The sequence below is a fragment of the Acidovorax sp. genome (genome assembly GCF_046314175.1).
Lineage (GTDB): Bacteria > Pseudomonadota > Gammaproteobacteria > Burkholderiales > Burkholderiaceae_C > Acidovorax.
In genome coordinates this window covers 30,235-44,254 of record NZ_JBKBXG010000001.1, presented here as the reverse complement: position 1 = coordinate 44,254, position 14,020 = coordinate 30,235, and the positions used below count along the sequence as shown (strand labels likewise).

Sequence of the window (14,020 nt, the reverse complement as noted above, 5' to 3'; positions counted from 1 at the left end):
CATGGCCCGGCCAGCGCCGCGCGAATCCGGCTGCGCCGGACCGCGAGTAGCGTTTGCTGAGACCCAGGCGCAGCGGGCGCCTCAGGACTCAGAGGGGATCAATCCGCGCTTCGCGACTTCTTCACTTCGGCGGCGGAGGGTTGGTACTTCGGGTCGGCGCCGTCCAGGTACACGTAGTCCACCATCACGCCCTTGCCGCCCTCGTTCTTGGTGCGGCCGACAAACGCGCCCATGGTGGCCTGGTGGTCTTCAGGGCGGTAGGTGATCTTGCCAAACGGGGTATCCACCTGCAGGCCCTTGAAGGCAGCCACCAGCTTGTCGGTGTCGGTGCTCTTGGCTTTGGCAATACCGGCAGCAGCCGACTTGATCATGCTGTAGCCCACGACCGAACCCAGGCGCGGGTAGTCCTTGAACTTGGCCTGGTACGCCTGCTCGAAGGCCTTGTGCGCGGGTGTGTTGACGCCGTACCAGGGATAGCCGGTCACCAGCCAGCCGTTGGGGGCCTCGTCTTTCAGGGGATCGAGGTATTCTGGTTCGCCCGTCAGCACGCTGACCACCTCGATGCCCTTGAAGAGGCCGCGCGTATTGCCTTCGCGCACGAACTTTGACAAGTCGGCGCCAAACAGCACATTGAAGATTGCGTCGGGCTTGGCGTCTGCCAAGGCCTGCACCACACTGCCGGCATCGACGCGGCCCAGTGGCGTGGCTTGTTCGGCCACAAACTCCACATCAGGCTGGGCGGCCTTGAGCAGTTGTTTGAACGCAGCCACGGCGGACTGGCCGTATTCGTAGTTGGGGTAGACCACCGCCCAGCGCTTTTTCTTCATCTTGGCGGCCTCAGGCACCAGCATGGCGGCCTGCATGTAGGTGCCGGGGCGCAGGCGGAAGGTGTACTGGTTGCCGCCCTGCCAGGTCATCTTATCGGTGAGCGGCTCGCCTGCGAGAAAGAAGAACTTCTTTTGCTTGGCGAAGTCGGCCACCGCCAGCCCGGTGTTCGACAGGAAGGTGCCGGCGAGCACGTCGACTTTCTCGCGCGACACCAGCTCCTCAGCCACGCGTACGGCGTCGCCCGGGTTGGCGTTGTCGTCACGCGTGATCAGCTCGATCTTCTTGCCGTTAACACCGCCCGCTGCGTTGATTTCATCGACCGCCAGCTCCATGCCCTTCTTGTAGGGCTCCAGGAAGGCGGGCTGAGCCTTGTAGCTGTTGACCTCGCCAATCTTGATCACGCCCTGGGCAAAAACAGGGGCCAGGGTAAGGGCCAGTGCAGCCGCAGCCGTGGCACGCATGAGGTTTCGTCGCATCGTCATGGGGAGACTCCTGAGAGATGGGTTGGAGAGGGAAATCGAACGGGGGTGGGACAAGGCAGGTGTGCGTCGGCGTGCGGGGTTCAGCGCAGGCCGTCCACACCCTGGATTTCGGAGGCCGTCAGGCCGCCGACACGTGGCAACGGCCGCCCGCTGTCTGTCACGACAACGGCCACCACGATTTCATTGGCCCGCGGGGCATCGGCCACACGGGCTTCCATGGCGTCGAAATGGCTGCGCACGTAGGCGGCATCTTTGTGCCCCAGGGGCACATCAATGGCAGTGCCCAGGCCGCCCATCTTTTTGCTGGACGGGACCAGGGCTGCACCCTTTTCGACTGCGGCGCGCAACGGGGCGCCCAGCTTGGGGTGCAGGATGGCGGCGGCGTGTTCCAGCTCGCCCGCCTCGCCCACAATGGCCGCCTTGCCGTAGCTGTGGGCATCGCCCGGTGCAATGCCCAGGGCCTGCACGCAGCGCGCGCCCAGAAGGCCTCCCAGCTCTTCGCCGATGGCGATGAGTTCGTCGAGGTTTTCCACATAGCGTCCGGCAAAGGGGTTCTCGATCACGGCCATGGCCAGTGCCTTGCGCACCGGGGGCTGAACATCACGCCCCATCTCCACGCGGACTTCATCCGTCTGGACGATGATCTTTCGAATCTTGGCAGGCATTGTTTGGCTCCTTGGAATCTTGTAGTGCTGGAGGGTGTGCTGATCGTTGCGGCGCTTAGCGCAGGCCGTTCCACTGACTGATGTCTGCCGCCTTGAGCCCACCGACGCGGGCATGAATGCGCGGGCCGGTTGTCATGGCAAGTATGAACACGATTTCATCGGCCGCTGGCGCACCGGGCACACGCACCTCCATGGCATCGAAATGGCTACGTACGTAGCTGGCATTGATGTGTGTCAGCGGCACATCCAGCGCGGCGCCCGGCCCTCCCACCTTTTTGGTGGACGGCACGATGGAAAGCGCATTCGCAGGCTGCCCCGTTTTCTCCTCTGCCTGGCCTTTTGCGTAGGCGTTGCGGTCGCCCTTCCAACCCAGCAGCTCGCGCATGGCATAGCCCCCGGGCACATGCCAGAGCGCTCCGTGTTCCAGCTCTCCGCCCGCTCCCACGATGGCGCCCTTGCCATAGGTCTCGATGCGCTCGGCGGGTACGCCCATGGCCTTGAGCAGGCGCTGCGCCATATCGAGGCCCACGTTCTGCAAAGCCTCCATCATGGGGAGGATGTCGGCCTCGTAGCGGCCCGCGTACGGGTTGGTCAGCACCGCACCAATCGCACCACGCAGCAGCGGCACGTCGGCCACCGGCCCGAATTCGTGCCGGATCTCCTCAAGGTGGGTAAAAACACGTCGTATCTGAATCATTTTGGCTGCCTGTGCAATTCGTTAAGCAAATACTGAACCAACTTCGATTTCTTCGCGCAGTTTTTCGCCCTGCGGCATGCCGCCAAGCGCCATCGGCTCCAACGTCACCGCATAGTGCCCCTGGCACGTCAGCATGGCAAACCACAGCAGTCCCTGCGCCTTCAGTTCGTGCGCCTTGCGCAAACCACGCTGCAGCGCAATTTGCACCTGTGTAAGCGGCAGCGCAGGCACATCCACCGTGACATGAAGCCCCCCGAGGTCGCTATCGTCGCGTACCAGCCAGGCGGGCATGCGCGATATGCGGGCGTCCTGCACATTCACGGCGTTGGCCACGATGGTCGCTGCAGCATCGGCCTGCGCGGCAGTCTGGGCCAGCACCGTGACACTGTCTGCGATTCCCATCGACTGGCTGCGCCCCCGCCAGCCGCTGGTGGCCACACCGCGCACCGGCATGGTGCTGGTGATGTGCAATTGCCCGTCCACCACCAGCCCATTGCGCAGTTGCTGGATATCGAGCGCCGCGATGTCAGAGACCACACCCACTGATGCGCGCTGGCCCGGCGCCAGATGCAGCGCGATGTCGCCCCCATTGTTCACCCATGCGCGGTCGATGCCGCTGTGCGCATAGCAGTCCAGTATTTCTTGTGCAACCGCTCCCGCCACCGCGGCCATGGACGTGATGAAATCCATCCGATAGGGCGCGCATGCAGACCACATGCGCTGCGCGACGACGCCTTGCACGGTGCAGACATCACCCACGGGGGCACGCAAGGCTGGCAGTTCAGCCACCAGCTCTTGCAACACGGTGGTGAATCTAATCCAGGCGCTCTCATGCGCCTGGGCGACGATGCCCGCATCGCCCTCGGCGCGGATGACGAGGTCGATCGGACCGTGCTGAAAGTGCCAGCAGCTGTCGGGCAACCAGTTTCGGCAGGCGTGCATGCTGTGCATCCGGTCAGCCCAGCAAGGGCGGCTGGCCCAGGGGCCATGGGTTGGTGGCGGGCAGCGTGAGCCAGCTGAGCGCCTGCGGTGCGCCGTCGTTGTGCCAGGCACCGTTTTCCAGCACATCGCGCAGCCCGCGAATCTGCGCCGTATGGCCGCCCAGCGCCTCATAGTCCGCGCGGCGCATGCTGAACTCAATGGGCGCCACGATGGCCGGTGTGGGCACAGTACCAAAGCTGTTGTCTGGCATGCGCAGCACGTCGGCCATCACGGTAATGCCACCACCCGGCCACACATAGGCCGGTGCGCCGCCACAGGTCACGTTGACCAAGGCATTCTTGATGGACCGGGTCAGCAGCACCGGGTTCTCGGTCACGCCCGCCCGGAGGCTGCCGCCTGCACCGCCCAAAAACAGCACCGATGCCAGAGAAGGTTCGCAGTTTTCGCCAATGCGGTCCACGATGCGGCGCACCTCGTCGGGCATCTGCGCTTCCACCGGCGTCAGTTGCTCATCCAGCACGTACCAGCTGGCATGCTCGCCTGTGGTGGATGTCATGAGCAGGCGCAGACCAGGCCACGCAACGTCGGCGTTCCAGCCTTCGATGATGGACAGCGGGTCAGCGATGTCGGTGCCCCCCCAGCCGGTGCCCGGGTTGGCCACCTGAAAATAACGGCCGGGGGTGGACTTGCGCCCGCGCATCTGAATGCCTGACGACTTCATGTCCAGGCAACGCCCCGCCTGGTGCTCGGTCAGCACGCCAGTGATGTGGTCGTCCACGACCACCACCTCATCGGCATGACCATAGAACTGGCGCGCAAAGATGCCGATGGCGGCCGACCCGCAGCCCACACGCATGCGCTGCTCGGCCACGCCGTTGACGATGGGCGCGCGACCCGCCTGAATGATGAGCTGCGAGCCACCGTCGATGGTGAACTCTACGGCCTGTTTGTTGCCCAGCAGCTGCATCATCTCGGCCGTGATGCGGCCTTCCTTCTTGGTGCCGCCGGTGAGGTGGTGCACGCCGCCCAGTGACAACATCTGCGACCCGTACTCCGCCGTGGTGACATGACCCACCACCTCACCCTTGCAGCGCACATTGGCTTGTTCGGGGCCAAGAAAGCGGTCGGTGTCGATCTTCACCTTGAAGCTGCAGTAACTGAAGATGCCCTCAGTGACCACGGTCACCATGTCCACGCCCTGCACTTGCGACCCGACGATGAACGGGGCGGGTTTGTAGTCAGGGTAGGTGGTGGAGGACCCAACCCCGGTCACAAAAACCTCTTCCGTCAGCAACAGGTCTCCAGACCACGCACCGGGCCCGCCTGCGCTGACCACATTGCCACCGCCATCAGCACTGACATCGCTGCCGGGGGCCGCACGCCCTACAAAGGGCACCAGGGTCGCCTCACCCGCTTGCAGGGCTTTGCGCAACAGCACCACCGGATCGACCCGCACCAGCACACCGTCCTGGTTTGCATAACGGTCGCAGGCGCCAGCGCGTCCTTCGGAGATCTGGCACAGCACGGGGCAGGCGTTGCATTCCACTTTCGCGACATTCATGCGCTCATTGCGGGGCCTCGCGCGCTCAAGGACCTGCGGCACCTGTGGCATGTCCATGCCCGGAAGCCCATCGGTCTTGGTGTGTTCAGTCATCGTGGTGGCCCATCCATTGCATCGTTCTCAACGCTTGTACGCCCATTGCATTTTGTGTAGCATTCACTTAACGTAAATGTTGCAATCACTACATTTGATGTCAATGTAGCGCAATCATTCCTGGTCTGCAATAGTGTTTTCGCGCACCCTGAAACGGTGCACAAGGAGCCCCAAAATGACGCACGTTGTCACGGATGCATGCATTCGGTGCAAATACACCGACTGCGTTGACGTCTGCCCGGTGGATTGTTTCAGGGAAGGGCCCGAATATCTCGTCATCGACCCGGACGAATGCATCGATTGCGCGGTGTGCATTCCCGAGTGCCCGGCCAACGCGATCCATGCCGAAGACGACCTGCCGGAAGGCATGGAAATCTTCCTGCAGTTCAATAAGAAACTGGCGCCCACCTTGCCGCCAATCACCAAAAGAAAAGCGGCTTTGCCAGATGCGGAACAATGGAGGGTTGTGAGCCACAAGCTTTCAGGCCTGAACATTGCGCTTTAGAGCAACTGCGGCCCTGCACTTCAGCCAAATTCATTATTTGCTTCCAACTTTTTCATCTAACGCACCATGAGCGCATTTCTTGACGAACGCGTCCTGACGGTCCACCACTGGACGGACCGCCTTTTCTCCTTCACCACCACGCGCGACACCGCTCTGCGCTTTTCCAACGGGCATTTCACAATGATCGGCCTGCGCGGCGAGAACGGCAAACCCCTGCTGCGCGCCTACAGCATCGTGAGTCCCAATTACGAAGAGCACCTGGAGTTCCTGTCCATCAAGGTGCCCGACGGCCCGCTGACGTCGCGCCTGCAGCACATCAAGGTGGGCGACACCATCGTGGTCGGCAAAAAGCCCACCGGCACCCTGCTCATCGACTACCTGCTGCCTGCCAAGCGCTTGTACATGCTGTCCACCGGCACCGGCGTGGCCCCGTTCCTCAGCCTGATCCGCGACCCGGAAACGTACGAGAAGTTTGAGGAAGTCATCCTGGTGCATGGCGTGCGCGAAGTGAAGGAACTTGCGTACTACGACTACATCACGCAGGAACTGCCGCAGCACGAGTTCCTGGGCGAGATGGTCACCAAGCAGCTCAAGTACTACCCCACCGTGACCCGCGAAGCCTTCAAGCACCAGGGCCGCGTGACCACTGTGATCGAAAACGGACAACTTGCCCGTGACCTGGGACTGCCAGCGCTCAACCCCGTCGAAGACCGTGTGATGATCTGTGGCAGCCCCGAGATGCTGCGTGACCTCAAGCACATGATGGAAGAGCGTGGCTTCAAGGAAGGCAACACCACCAAACCCGGCGATTTCGTGATCGAGCGCGCCTTCGCAGAGCAGTGAACCCGGGTCGGCCCGAGGGCCGACCCCTCCCACCAGGATCCGCCATGTCTGCCACCCCCACCAAGACCCGGACAGCGTCTAAGCGTGCTCCTTCTGCACGCAAGACGGGCGTGCGCGAGCAGGCAGCGCAGACCACGCGCGACAACATCCTGAAAGCGGCTACCAAGGTGTTTGCGCGCTACGGCTACGAAGGCGGCAGCGTAGAGAAGATATCGAAGGCGGCCAAGTCCTTCGACCGGATGATCTATTACTACTTCGGTAGTAAGGAGGGCCTCTTCATCGAAGTGCTCGAAGCGATCTATCGGCGCATGAATGATTCCGAAGCGACGCTCGACATCCGCCTGGATGAGCCGATCGAGTCGCTCAAGGCCGTGGTGCGGTTTGTCAGCCAGTACTACCGCAAGCACCCCGAGTTCGTCACCCTGCTCAACACCGAAAACCTGCACAAGGGCAAGCACATCTCCAAGTCGCTGCGCGCACGCGAGTATTCGTCGCCTGCGGTGTCGGTGATCGAACAGGTGCTGGCCAGTGGCGTGACGCAAGGCGTGTTCCGTCCCGACATCCGGGCGCGCGACCTGTACCTGCTGATTGCATCGATGGGCTATTTCTACCAGTCCAACCGCTACACGCTGTCCGCCTTTCTGGGCGAAGACATTGACCTGCCCGAAGCCGTGGCGCACTGGGACGATTTCATGATCGACGTGGTGCTGCGCACCGTGAGGCAGTAGGGACCGCCCGAGGGGCACACCTGCTGCAGGTGATAGCGCGTGCAACTTGCATGGCACAGCGCTCTTATGTAGTATTTGCTACACGAATTGCAGCCCACTGATGGCTGCGATTTGCCCTTCTCGTCTCATCCACCGACTGGTACCCCCCATGGCAGACATCTCCACCCATGCCGCCTCCGGCAAAGTCATCATCAAGAACATTGGCCTGCTGCTGTCCGGCGACCTGGACCACCCCATCCTGGACGCTGACACCATTGTGGTGAACGACGGCCTGATCGTTGCTGTGGGCCGCGAGAAGGACTGCGACACCGAACACGCGCGCACCACCATCGACGCCCGCCAGACGTGCGTGGCGCCTGGCCTGATCGACAGCCACGTGCACCCCGTGTTTGGCGACTGGACGCCGCGCCAAAACCAGATTGGCTGGATCGACTCCACCATGAACGGCGGCGTGACCACCATGGTGTCCGCGGGTGAGGTGCACCTGCCCGGTCGCCCCAAGGACATCGTGGGGTTAAAGGCCCTGGCCATCACCGCACAGCGCTCGTTCGACAATTTCCGCCCCGGCGGCGTAAAGGTGATTGCAGGCGCGCCCGTCATCGAAAAAGGAATGGTTGAGCAGGACTTCAAGGACCTGGCCGATGCGGGTGTGACGCTGCTGGGCGAAGTGGGGCTGGGTTCCGTCAAGGCCGGCTACGAGGCAAAGCAGATGGTGGCCTGGGCGCGCAAACACGGCATACAGAGCACCATCCACACGGGCGGCCCGTCCATTCCGGGCTCCGGCCTCATCGACAAGGACGTGGTGCTGGAGGCAGATGCCGATGTGATTGGCCACATCAACGGCGGCCATACGTCACTGCCCTGGAAGCATGTGTGCGAGCTGTGCGAGAAATCGTCCCGCGCCATCGAACTGGTGCACAACGGCAACGAAAAAATAGCCATCGAGGCGGCGCGCGCGGCCATGGAACTCAAGTGCCCGCACCGCGTGATTCTGGGCACCGACGGCCCGGCAGGCTCGGGCGTGCAGCCCCTGGGCATGCTGCGCATGATTGCGCTGATTTCGAGCTTTGCCAACATCCCAGCTGAACTGGTGTTCTGCTTTGCCACCGGCAACACCGCGCGCATTCGCAACCTGAACTGCGGGCTGATCGAGCCAGGCCGGGCGGCAGACTTTGTCTTTATGGACCGTGCGCAGCACACCGCTGGCGCCACGCTGCTGGAGAGCATTCAGCTCGGTGACATCCCCGGCATCGGCATGGTGATGATTGACGGCCTGGTGCGCTGCGGCCGCAGCCGCAATACACCTCCGGCTACAGAGATTCCGGTCGTGATCTGATCCCCCACGCGGGGGGCATTCCCTCAGGGCACGGGCGATACGCCTTCCACCGCTGCACTCCGGGCGGTTGATTCGTCAGAGCGCTTCGTGGCCAGCGTGGCATCACTCAATGCCTGCGCGCAACTGGCCGAGAACAGCAACACCGCCGACGAAAAATAGATCCACATCAGCAGGACCACCAAGGAGCCAGCAGCTCCGTATGCAGACACCACCGCTGCGGTGGACAGGTACCACGCCAGCAGTTGTTTGCCCAACGTAAACAGCGTTGCCCCCACCACCGCGCCCATCACCAGATAGCGCAGCCGCGGCTTGGGGCCCGTGCCCATGCGCATCAGCCCCACAAACAGGGCCACCGCAAATCCAAACGCCACCACCTCATTGATCACCTGGAACAGCGGTGCCAGCGGCGCAAAGGCCAGACGCTCGCCCGCCCATCCCGCCAGCAGGTTGATGAGCGTGGACAGCGCCAGCGACACCATCAGCAAAAAGCCCAGCGCCAGCACATAGGCCAGGCCACGCAAACGCAAAGACGCCATGCGCCACCATGCAGCGCGCACCGCCACGGTGCCATCGCGCATCCACAGCCGCTCCAGCGCGGACTGCAGCTCGACAAACACCCCAGTGGCACCCGACAAAAGCACCACAAAACCAACAATCGACGCCAGACGCCCTTGTGCCGGGGCTTTGGCGCTGGCCATGGCCTGCTGCACCACATCCGCCACTTGCTGCCCCATGACCGACTGCACCTGTGCGATCAGGCTGCTCTCCAGATAGCTGCGGTCCATCCACCAGCCCAGCACACCCACCAACAGCAGCAGCAACGGCGCCAGGCTCAGCATGCCGTAGAACGACATGGCGGCGCTCATGCGCAGGCCATCCGCATCCAGCCACATTTGCACAGCGCGCCAAAAGGGTTGCACCAGGCGCCACGCGGGCATCAGGGGCTGCGCAAGATGTTGCAGGTTCAGGGGTAAATTCATCGCGTGAGCCTAAGGCCCCTTGGCCCGGTCGTCCATCCGTCTTTCTCGGCGGGCGCCGTAGGCGCTTTCCCACACCGGCATAAACGCCTGGCTGCCAGTGCGGCAGTCTCAGTGCCCTCGCCATAATGCGCGCATGCCGCCGCCCCGCACTGCCTCCCGCACCACCGCGCCGCGCCCCCCGGAAGACCGGCACTTTGTGACCGCACTGGCACGCGGACTGGACGTGCTGGCGTGTTTTCGGGCGGGTGACAAGCTGCTGGGCAATCAGGAGATTGCGCAGCGCTGCCATTTGCCCAAATCCACGGTGTCGCGCCTCACCGCCACGCTGACGCGGTTGGGCTACCTCATCCAGGTCGAAGAAGGCGGCAAATACCGCCTGGGCACTGCCACGCTGTCCCTGGGCAGCGCCATGCTGGTGAGACTGGACGTTCGCCAGGTGGCGCGCCCGCTGATGCAGGAGCTGGCCGACTTTGCCCACGCCGAGGTGTCGCTGGGCACCCGTGACCGCCTGTCGATGATCTATGTCGAAAACTGCCGAAGCTCGGCCCCGCACACAGCCAGCCTGGACGTGGGCTCGCGCATATCGCTGACCAATTCGGCAATGGGGCGCGCCTGGCTGGCAGCTGCAACTGTCGATGACCGGAACGCGTTGCTCGCACAAATCAGGGACCGCAGCGAGACCCGGTGGCCCGCCATGCAACAGCGCATTGAGCATGCCATGCAGGACTACCGCAGCCTGGGCGTAGCGACCTCGTTCGGCGACTGGCAGAAAAATGTCAACGCCATTGCGCGCAGCTTTCAGCCAGGCGGCGGGCTACCCCCCATGGTGATCAACTGCGGCGGCCCGGCACTTCGCCTCACGCAGGATGCGCTGCTGACCGACGTGCGCCCCCGGCTCATCGAGATCGTCGCGCGCATTGAAACGGCGCTGTACCGCTGACGGGCCTCTGGATGGGCGGACCGGACGGACGCCTGCCAGAGTGTCCAACGCGACAGCCCACGCGGCCTGGGGCCGATAGCATGTGCGTCACCCCAAGAACAGGAGACAACACATGAGCGTGAAACAACTTTTCGACCTGACCGGCCAGGTGGCCCTGGTGACCGGCGGCTCCCGCGGGCTGGGCTTGCAAATGGCTGAAGCCCTGGGCGAGATGGGTGCCAAACTGGCCATCACCGCACGCAAGGCCGATGAACTGGCCGAAGCAAAAGCACACCTGGAAGGCCTGGGCTACGAGGTGCTGACCGTGGTGAACGACCTGCAAAAAACCGAAGACATTCCCGGTCTGGTGGACCAAGTGCTGGAGCGTTTTGGCACCATCGACGTCCTCGTCAACAACGCGGGCGCCACCTGGGGCGCCAAGGCAGAGGACTACCCTGACGCCGCCTGGCACAAGGTGATGGACCTGAACGTGAGCGCGCCGTTCTTCCTGTCGCGCGAAGTGGGCAAGCGCTGCATGATCCCAAAGGGCAAGGGCAACATCATCGTGACGGCCTCGGTGGCGGGCATCAAAGGCACGCCACCGGGCATGAACACCATCGCCTATAACACCTCCAAGGCGGCAGCCATCCACTTTGCGCGCACGCTGGCGTCCGAGTGGGGGCACTACGGTATTCGCGTCAACGCCATTTGCCCCGGTTTCTTCCCCAGCAAAATGGCCAGTGGACTCATCGAAAAACTGGGGCCCGCGATTATCGAGCGCACCCCGCTGCGCCGCATCGGTGGCGAAGAGGACCTCAAGGGCGCGGTGGTGTTCCTGGCGTCCGATGCGTCACGGCACATCACCGGCCATGCCATCGTGGTGGATGGTGGAGCGAGTTTGATTTGACTCCCCTGAGGCGCTACACGCCTTCCCCCCGAGGGGGACGCCGCCAGAGCGGCGGGGCGGCCCTTGCTCGGCGGCCACTGGCCTGGGTCGCGCCAGTTTTGCAGCGCACGCCCCCTTCCATAGTCACGGAAACAGAGAGTCCCGCTCCTCATGTCTGACCGCCACCTCACCCACTGGCCTCCCGGCCTGTCGCGCCACCTCACGCTGCCGCAGACCAACCTTTTTCACAATGCCGAGGTATCGGCCGCGCGGTTTCCGGACAAGCCGTTTCTGGTGTTCTACGACACGCTGGTGACGTTCCGCCAGTTTCAGCAGCAGGCTGAACACATTGCGGGCTTCTTGCAGCAGGTGTGTGGCGTCAAGGCCGGCGACCGGGTGCTGCTGTACATGCAGAACAGTCCGCAGTGGATTCTGGCGTTCTACGGCATCTTGCGGGCCAACGCGGTGGTGGTGCCGGTGAACCCCATGAACCTGACCGACGAGCTGCGCCACTACGCGCGCGACAGCGGCGCCACCGTGGCCTTTGTGCCGCAGGACCTGCACGCGCAGGCGCAACCGCTGGTGGATGTGGCGGGCAGCGAAGGTACGTTGCAGCACCTCATCGTGGCAGCTTACAGCGACTACCTGCAGGTGCCCACCGACCTGCCCGTGCCCGCCTTTGTGTCGGCGCCGCGCCAGGCCATTGATGCGCCCGGTGTCACGCTGTGGAGCGACATGCTGGCGCAGCAGCGCACGCCCGGGCCGCTGACCGCAGGGCCAGACGACCTGTGCGTGATGCCATACACATCAGGCACCACGGGCCACCCCAAGGGCTGCATGCACACGCACCGCACCGCCATGAGCACGCTGGTCGGCGGGGTGCAGTGGTTCTCGCGCACGCAAGACGCCACGTACCTGGCCGTGTTGCCGCTGTTTCATGTCACCGGGTTGTCGGGCAGCATGAACGGGCCGCTGTTCATCGGCGCCACCGCGGTGGTGCTGCCCCGCTGGGACCGCGATGCTACGGCGCAGCTCATGCAGCGCTACCGCATCAGCATCTGGCAGGCCATCTCGACGATGGTGGTGGACTTTCTGGCCAACCCGCGCATCGATGAGTACGACATCAGCAGCCTGCAGGCCATTCGCGGCGGCGGCGCGGCCATGCCCAAGGCCGTGGCCCAGCGCCTGAAGGACCTGACGGGGCTGGACTACGTGGAGGGCTACGGAATGTCCGAGACCATGGCCGCCACGCACATCAACCCGCCCCACCGCCCCAAGCCGCAGTGCCTGGGCATCCCCGTGTTTGACGTGGATGCGCGCGTGGTGGACCCGGCCACCTTTGCCGAGCTGCCCCCGGGCGAGATCGGAGAGATCGTGGTGCATGGCCCGCAGGTCATGCTGGGCTACTGGAACAACCCGCAGGCCACGGCCGACAGCTTCATCACCCTCGACGGCAAGCGCTTTCTGCGAACCGGCGACCTGGCGCAGGTAGACGAGGACGGCTACTTCTTCATGGTGGACCGCTTGAAACGCATGATCAACGCGTCGGGCTTCAAGGTCTGGCCCGCCGAAGTGGAGGCCATGATGTATGCCCACCCCGCAATCCAGGAAGTGTGCGTGATTGCCGCGCACGACGAGCGCCGGGGAGAGACCGTGAAGGCCGTGGTTGTGCTGCGCGACACGCACAAGGGCCAGGTGACCGAGCAGGCCATCATCGACTGGAGCCACGACCACATGGCCGCCTACAAAAGCCCGCGCATCGTGCAGTTTGCGGACAGCCTGCCCAAGACCGGTACGGGCAAGGTGCAGTGGCGCGAGCTGCAGGAGCGAGAAAAGCAGGCAACTGCACGCTAAGACCCTGCGCTCGTTCTTCCAAACCGGAGACCTGCATGAACACTCCCGCCGTACCCAGACCAGCGCCTTTATATCCGCCGTATCGCACTGTCGCGACCAGGTGCGCGACCACGCGCAGGCCCGCCCCGACCAGCCCGCCCTGGTGCAGGGCGATGAGGTCATCAACTACGGCCAGCTCGACGCGCTGATGGACCGCATCGCCTGCGGGCTGCAGCGCGACGGCCTGCAGCCTGGCGACTGCATTGCACTGTGCGGCGCCAACTCGCCGTGGCAGGCGGCGATGTTTCTGGGCGCCTTGCGCAGTGCATCGCGCTTACGCCGGATGCGCCCGGCGTGCCCACCTTCATCGAGCAAGGCATTGCGGGCTTCACCGGCAGCACGTGGGCCGGGCTGCTGGCGCCTGCGGGCACGCCGCCCGCCATCGTCAAGCGCGTGGCCGACGAGGTGGCAGCCATCGTGAAGCTCGACGATGTGAAGGCACGGCTGGTTGCCATGGGCACGATCCCCGTGGGCAGCTCTCCCGCAGAGTTCGAGAGCTTCATCGCCTCTGAAACGGCCAAGTGGGGCAAGGTGATCCGCGACGCCAAGGTCACGGTGGACTGACAGATGGCGTGGCAGAGCAAACCCCTTACTACGCGCTATCCATCACTACATTATTGATAGCTATTAGCGGCTTATGGATAAGCGCTAGAGCCCTAAAA

Annotated in this window: 14 protein-coding genes and 1 pseudogene; 9 read left to right on the top strand and 6 right to left on the bottom strand. The window is 63.7% G+C overall.

Features of this window, described 5'->3' with window-relative positions:
- Nucleotides 1-98 precede the first annotated feature (98 nt).
- The 5 genes from ACK4OE_RS00195 to ACK4OE_RS00175 form a co-directional block, all read right to left on the bottom strand.
- Nucleotides 99-1,310: an ABC transporter substrate-binding protein gene (locus ACK4OE_RS00195; RefSeq protein ID WP_409882236.1), complete on the bottom strand. Its 1,212-nt coding sequence runs from the start codon at nucleotides 1,308-1,310 to the stop codon at nucleotides 99-101.
- 80 nt (nucleotides 1,311-1,390) lie between these two features.
- Nucleotides 1,391-1,975 (bottom strand): amino acid synthesis family protein, encoded by a 585-nt coding sequence (locus ACK4OE_RS00190; RefSeq protein WP_409882235.1) that lies wholly within the window; start codon nucleotides 1,973-1,975, stop codon nucleotides 1,391-1,393.
- A gap of 55 nt (nucleotides 1,976-2,030) precedes the next feature.
- Entirely contained in the window at nucleotides 2,031-2,672 is a 642-nt protein-coding gene (locus tag ACK4OE_RS00185) for an amino acid synthesis family protein (RefSeq protein WP_409882234.1), read from the bottom strand.
- A gap of 21 nt (nucleotides 2,673-2,693) precedes the next feature.
- Nucleotides 2,694-3,614 carry a UPF0280 family protein gene (locus ACK4OE_RS00180; RefSeq protein ID WP_409882233.1) on the bottom strand — a complete coding sequence of 307 codons (921 nt, stop codon included), beginning with the start codon at nucleotides 3,612-3,614 and terminating at the stop codon, nucleotides 2,694-2,696.
- Between the two features lie 13 nt (nucleotides 3,615-3,627).
- Nucleotides 3,628-5,268: a 6-hydroxynicotinate reductase gene (locus ACK4OE_RS00175; RefSeq protein WP_409882232.1), complete on the bottom strand. Its 1,641-nt coding sequence runs from the start codon at nucleotides 5,266-5,268 to the stop codon at nucleotides 3,628-3,630.
- 175 nt (nucleotides 5,269-5,443) lie between these two features.
- Between ACK4OE_RS00175 and fdxA the strand changes: the two genes are divergently transcribed.
- The 4 genes from fdxA (at nucleotide 5,444) to ACK4OE_RS00155 (ending at nucleotide 8,680) form a co-directional block, all read left to right on the top strand.
- Nucleotides 5,444-5,773, top strand: coding sequence for a ferredoxin FdxA (gene fdxA, locus ACK4OE_RS00170; RefSeq protein WP_409882231.1), 330 nt, complete (start codon nucleotides 5,444-5,446; stop codon nucleotides 5,771-5,773).
- A 66-nt stretch (nucleotides 5,774-5,839) separates the two neighbouring features.
- Nucleotides 5,840-6,616, top strand: a complete 777-nt coding sequence (locus tag ACK4OE_RS00165) for a ferredoxin--NADP reductase (protein WP_409882230.1) — start codon at nucleotides 5,840-5,842, stop codon at nucleotides 6,614-6,616.
- 44 nt (nucleotides 6,617-6,660) lie between these two features.
- Nucleotides 6,661-7,344: a TetR/AcrR family transcriptional regulator gene (locus ACK4OE_RS00160; RefSeq protein ID WP_409882228.1), complete on the top strand. Its 684-nt coding sequence runs from the start codon at nucleotides 6,661-6,663 to the stop codon at nucleotides 7,342-7,344.
- A gap of 148 nt (nucleotides 7,345-7,492) precedes the next feature.
- Nucleotides 7,493-8,680 (top strand): amidohydrolase family protein, encoded by a 1,188-nt coding sequence (locus ACK4OE_RS00155; protein WP_409882226.1) that lies wholly within the window; start codon nucleotides 7,493-7,495, stop codon nucleotides 8,678-8,680.
- Between the two features lie 23 nt (nucleotides 8,681-8,703).
- On the opposite strand, the gene ACK4OE_RS00150 is transcribed toward ACK4OE_RS00155, so the two are convergent.
- Entirely contained in the window at nucleotides 8,704-9,660 is a 957-nt protein-coding gene (locus ACK4OE_RS00150; RefSeq protein WP_409882225.1) for a YihY/virulence factor BrkB family protein, read from the bottom strand.
- A gap of 133 nt (nucleotides 9,661-9,793) precedes the next feature.
- Between ACK4OE_RS00150 and ACK4OE_RS00145 the strand changes: the two genes are divergently transcribed.
- The 5 genes and pseudogenes from ACK4OE_RS00145 (at nucleotide 9,794) to ACK4OE_RS00125 (ending at nucleotide 13,922) form a co-directional block, all read left to right on the top strand.
- Entirely contained in the window at nucleotides 9,794-10,600 is an 807-nt protein-coding gene (locus tag ACK4OE_RS00145) for an IclR family transcriptional regulator (protein WP_409882223.1), read from the top strand.
- Between the two features lie 112 nt (nucleotides 10,601-10,712).
- A complete protein-coding gene (locus tag ACK4OE_RS00140) occupies nucleotides 10,713-11,486 on the top strand; it encodes an SDR family oxidoreductase (RefSeq protein WP_409882222.1) in 774 nt (257 codons plus the stop codon).
- A gap of 150 nt (nucleotides 11,487-11,636) precedes the next feature.
- The gene (locus ACK4OE_RS00135; RefSeq protein WP_409882220.1) at nucleotides 11,637-13,319 is read left to right on the top strand and encodes a long-chain fatty acid--CoA ligase; all 1,683 of its coding nucleotides are present in this window, start codon (nucleotides 11,637-11,639) and stop codon (nucleotides 13,317-13,319) included.
- A gap of 100 nt (nucleotides 13,320-13,419) precedes the next feature.
- Nucleotides 13,420-13,563: pseudogene (locus ACK4OE_RS00130) on the top strand (AMP-binding protein); the annotation flags it as partial.
- Between the two features lie 5 nt (nucleotides 13,564-13,568).
- Nucleotides 13,569-13,922 (top strand): tripartite tricarboxylate transporter substrate-binding protein, encoded by a 354-nt coding sequence (locus tag ACK4OE_RS00125; protein WP_409882219.1) that lies wholly within the window; start codon nucleotides 13,569-13,571, stop codon nucleotides 13,920-13,922.
- Nucleotides 13,923-14,020: the final 98 nt, after the last annotated feature.

Coding starts and splice junctions, on each gene's coding strand:
- ACK4OE_RS00165 (WP_409882230.1), top strand. CDS start 5,840: ATGAGCGCATTTCTTGACGAACGCGTCCTGACGGTCCACCACTGGACG.
- ACK4OE_RS00145 (WP_409882223.1), top strand. CDS start 9,794: ATGCCGCCGCCCCGCACTGCCTCCCGCACCACCGCGCCGCGCCCCCCG.
- ACK4OE_RS00190 (WP_409882235.1), bottom strand. CDS start 1,975: ATGCCTGCCAAGATTCGAAAGATCATCGTCCAGACGGATGAAGTCCGC.
- ACK4OE_RS00185 (WP_409882234.1), bottom strand. CDS start 2,672: ATGATTCAGATACGACGTGTTTTTACCCACCTTGAGGAGATCCGGCAC.
- ACK4OE_RS00140 (WP_409882222.1), top strand. CDS start 10,713: ATGAGCGTGAAACAACTTTTCGACCTGACCGGCCAGGTGGCCCTGGTG.
- ACK4OE_RS00175 (WP_409882232.1), bottom strand. CDS start 5,268: ATGACTGAACACACCAAGACCGATGGGCTTCCGGGCATGGACATGCCA.
- ACK4OE_RS00150 (WP_409882225.1), bottom strand. CDS start 9,660: ATGAATTTACCCCTGAACCTGCAACATCTTGCGCAGCCCCTGATGCCC.
- ACK4OE_RS00155 (WP_409882226.1), top strand. CDS start 7,493: ATGGCAGACATCTCCACCCATGCCGCCTCCGGCAAAGTCATCATCAAG.
- ACK4OE_RS00180 (WP_409882233.1), bottom strand. CDS start 3,614: ATGCACGCCTGCCGAAACTGGTTGCCCGACAGCTGCTGGCACTTTCAG.
- ACK4OE_RS00195 (WP_409882236.1), bottom strand. CDS start 1,310: ATGACGATGCGACGAAACCTCATGCGTGCCACGGCTGCGGCTGCACTG.
- ACK4OE_RS00135 (WP_409882220.1), top strand. CDS start 11,637: ATGTCTGACCGCCACCTCACCCACTGGCCTCCCGGCCTGTCGCGCCAC.
- fdxA (WP_409882231.1), top strand. CDS start 5,444: ATGACGCACGTTGTCACGGATGCATGCATTCGGTGCAAATACACCGAC.
- ACK4OE_RS00160 (WP_409882228.1), top strand. CDS start 6,661: ATGTCTGCCACCCCCACCAAGACCCGGACAGCGTCTAAGCGTGCTCCT.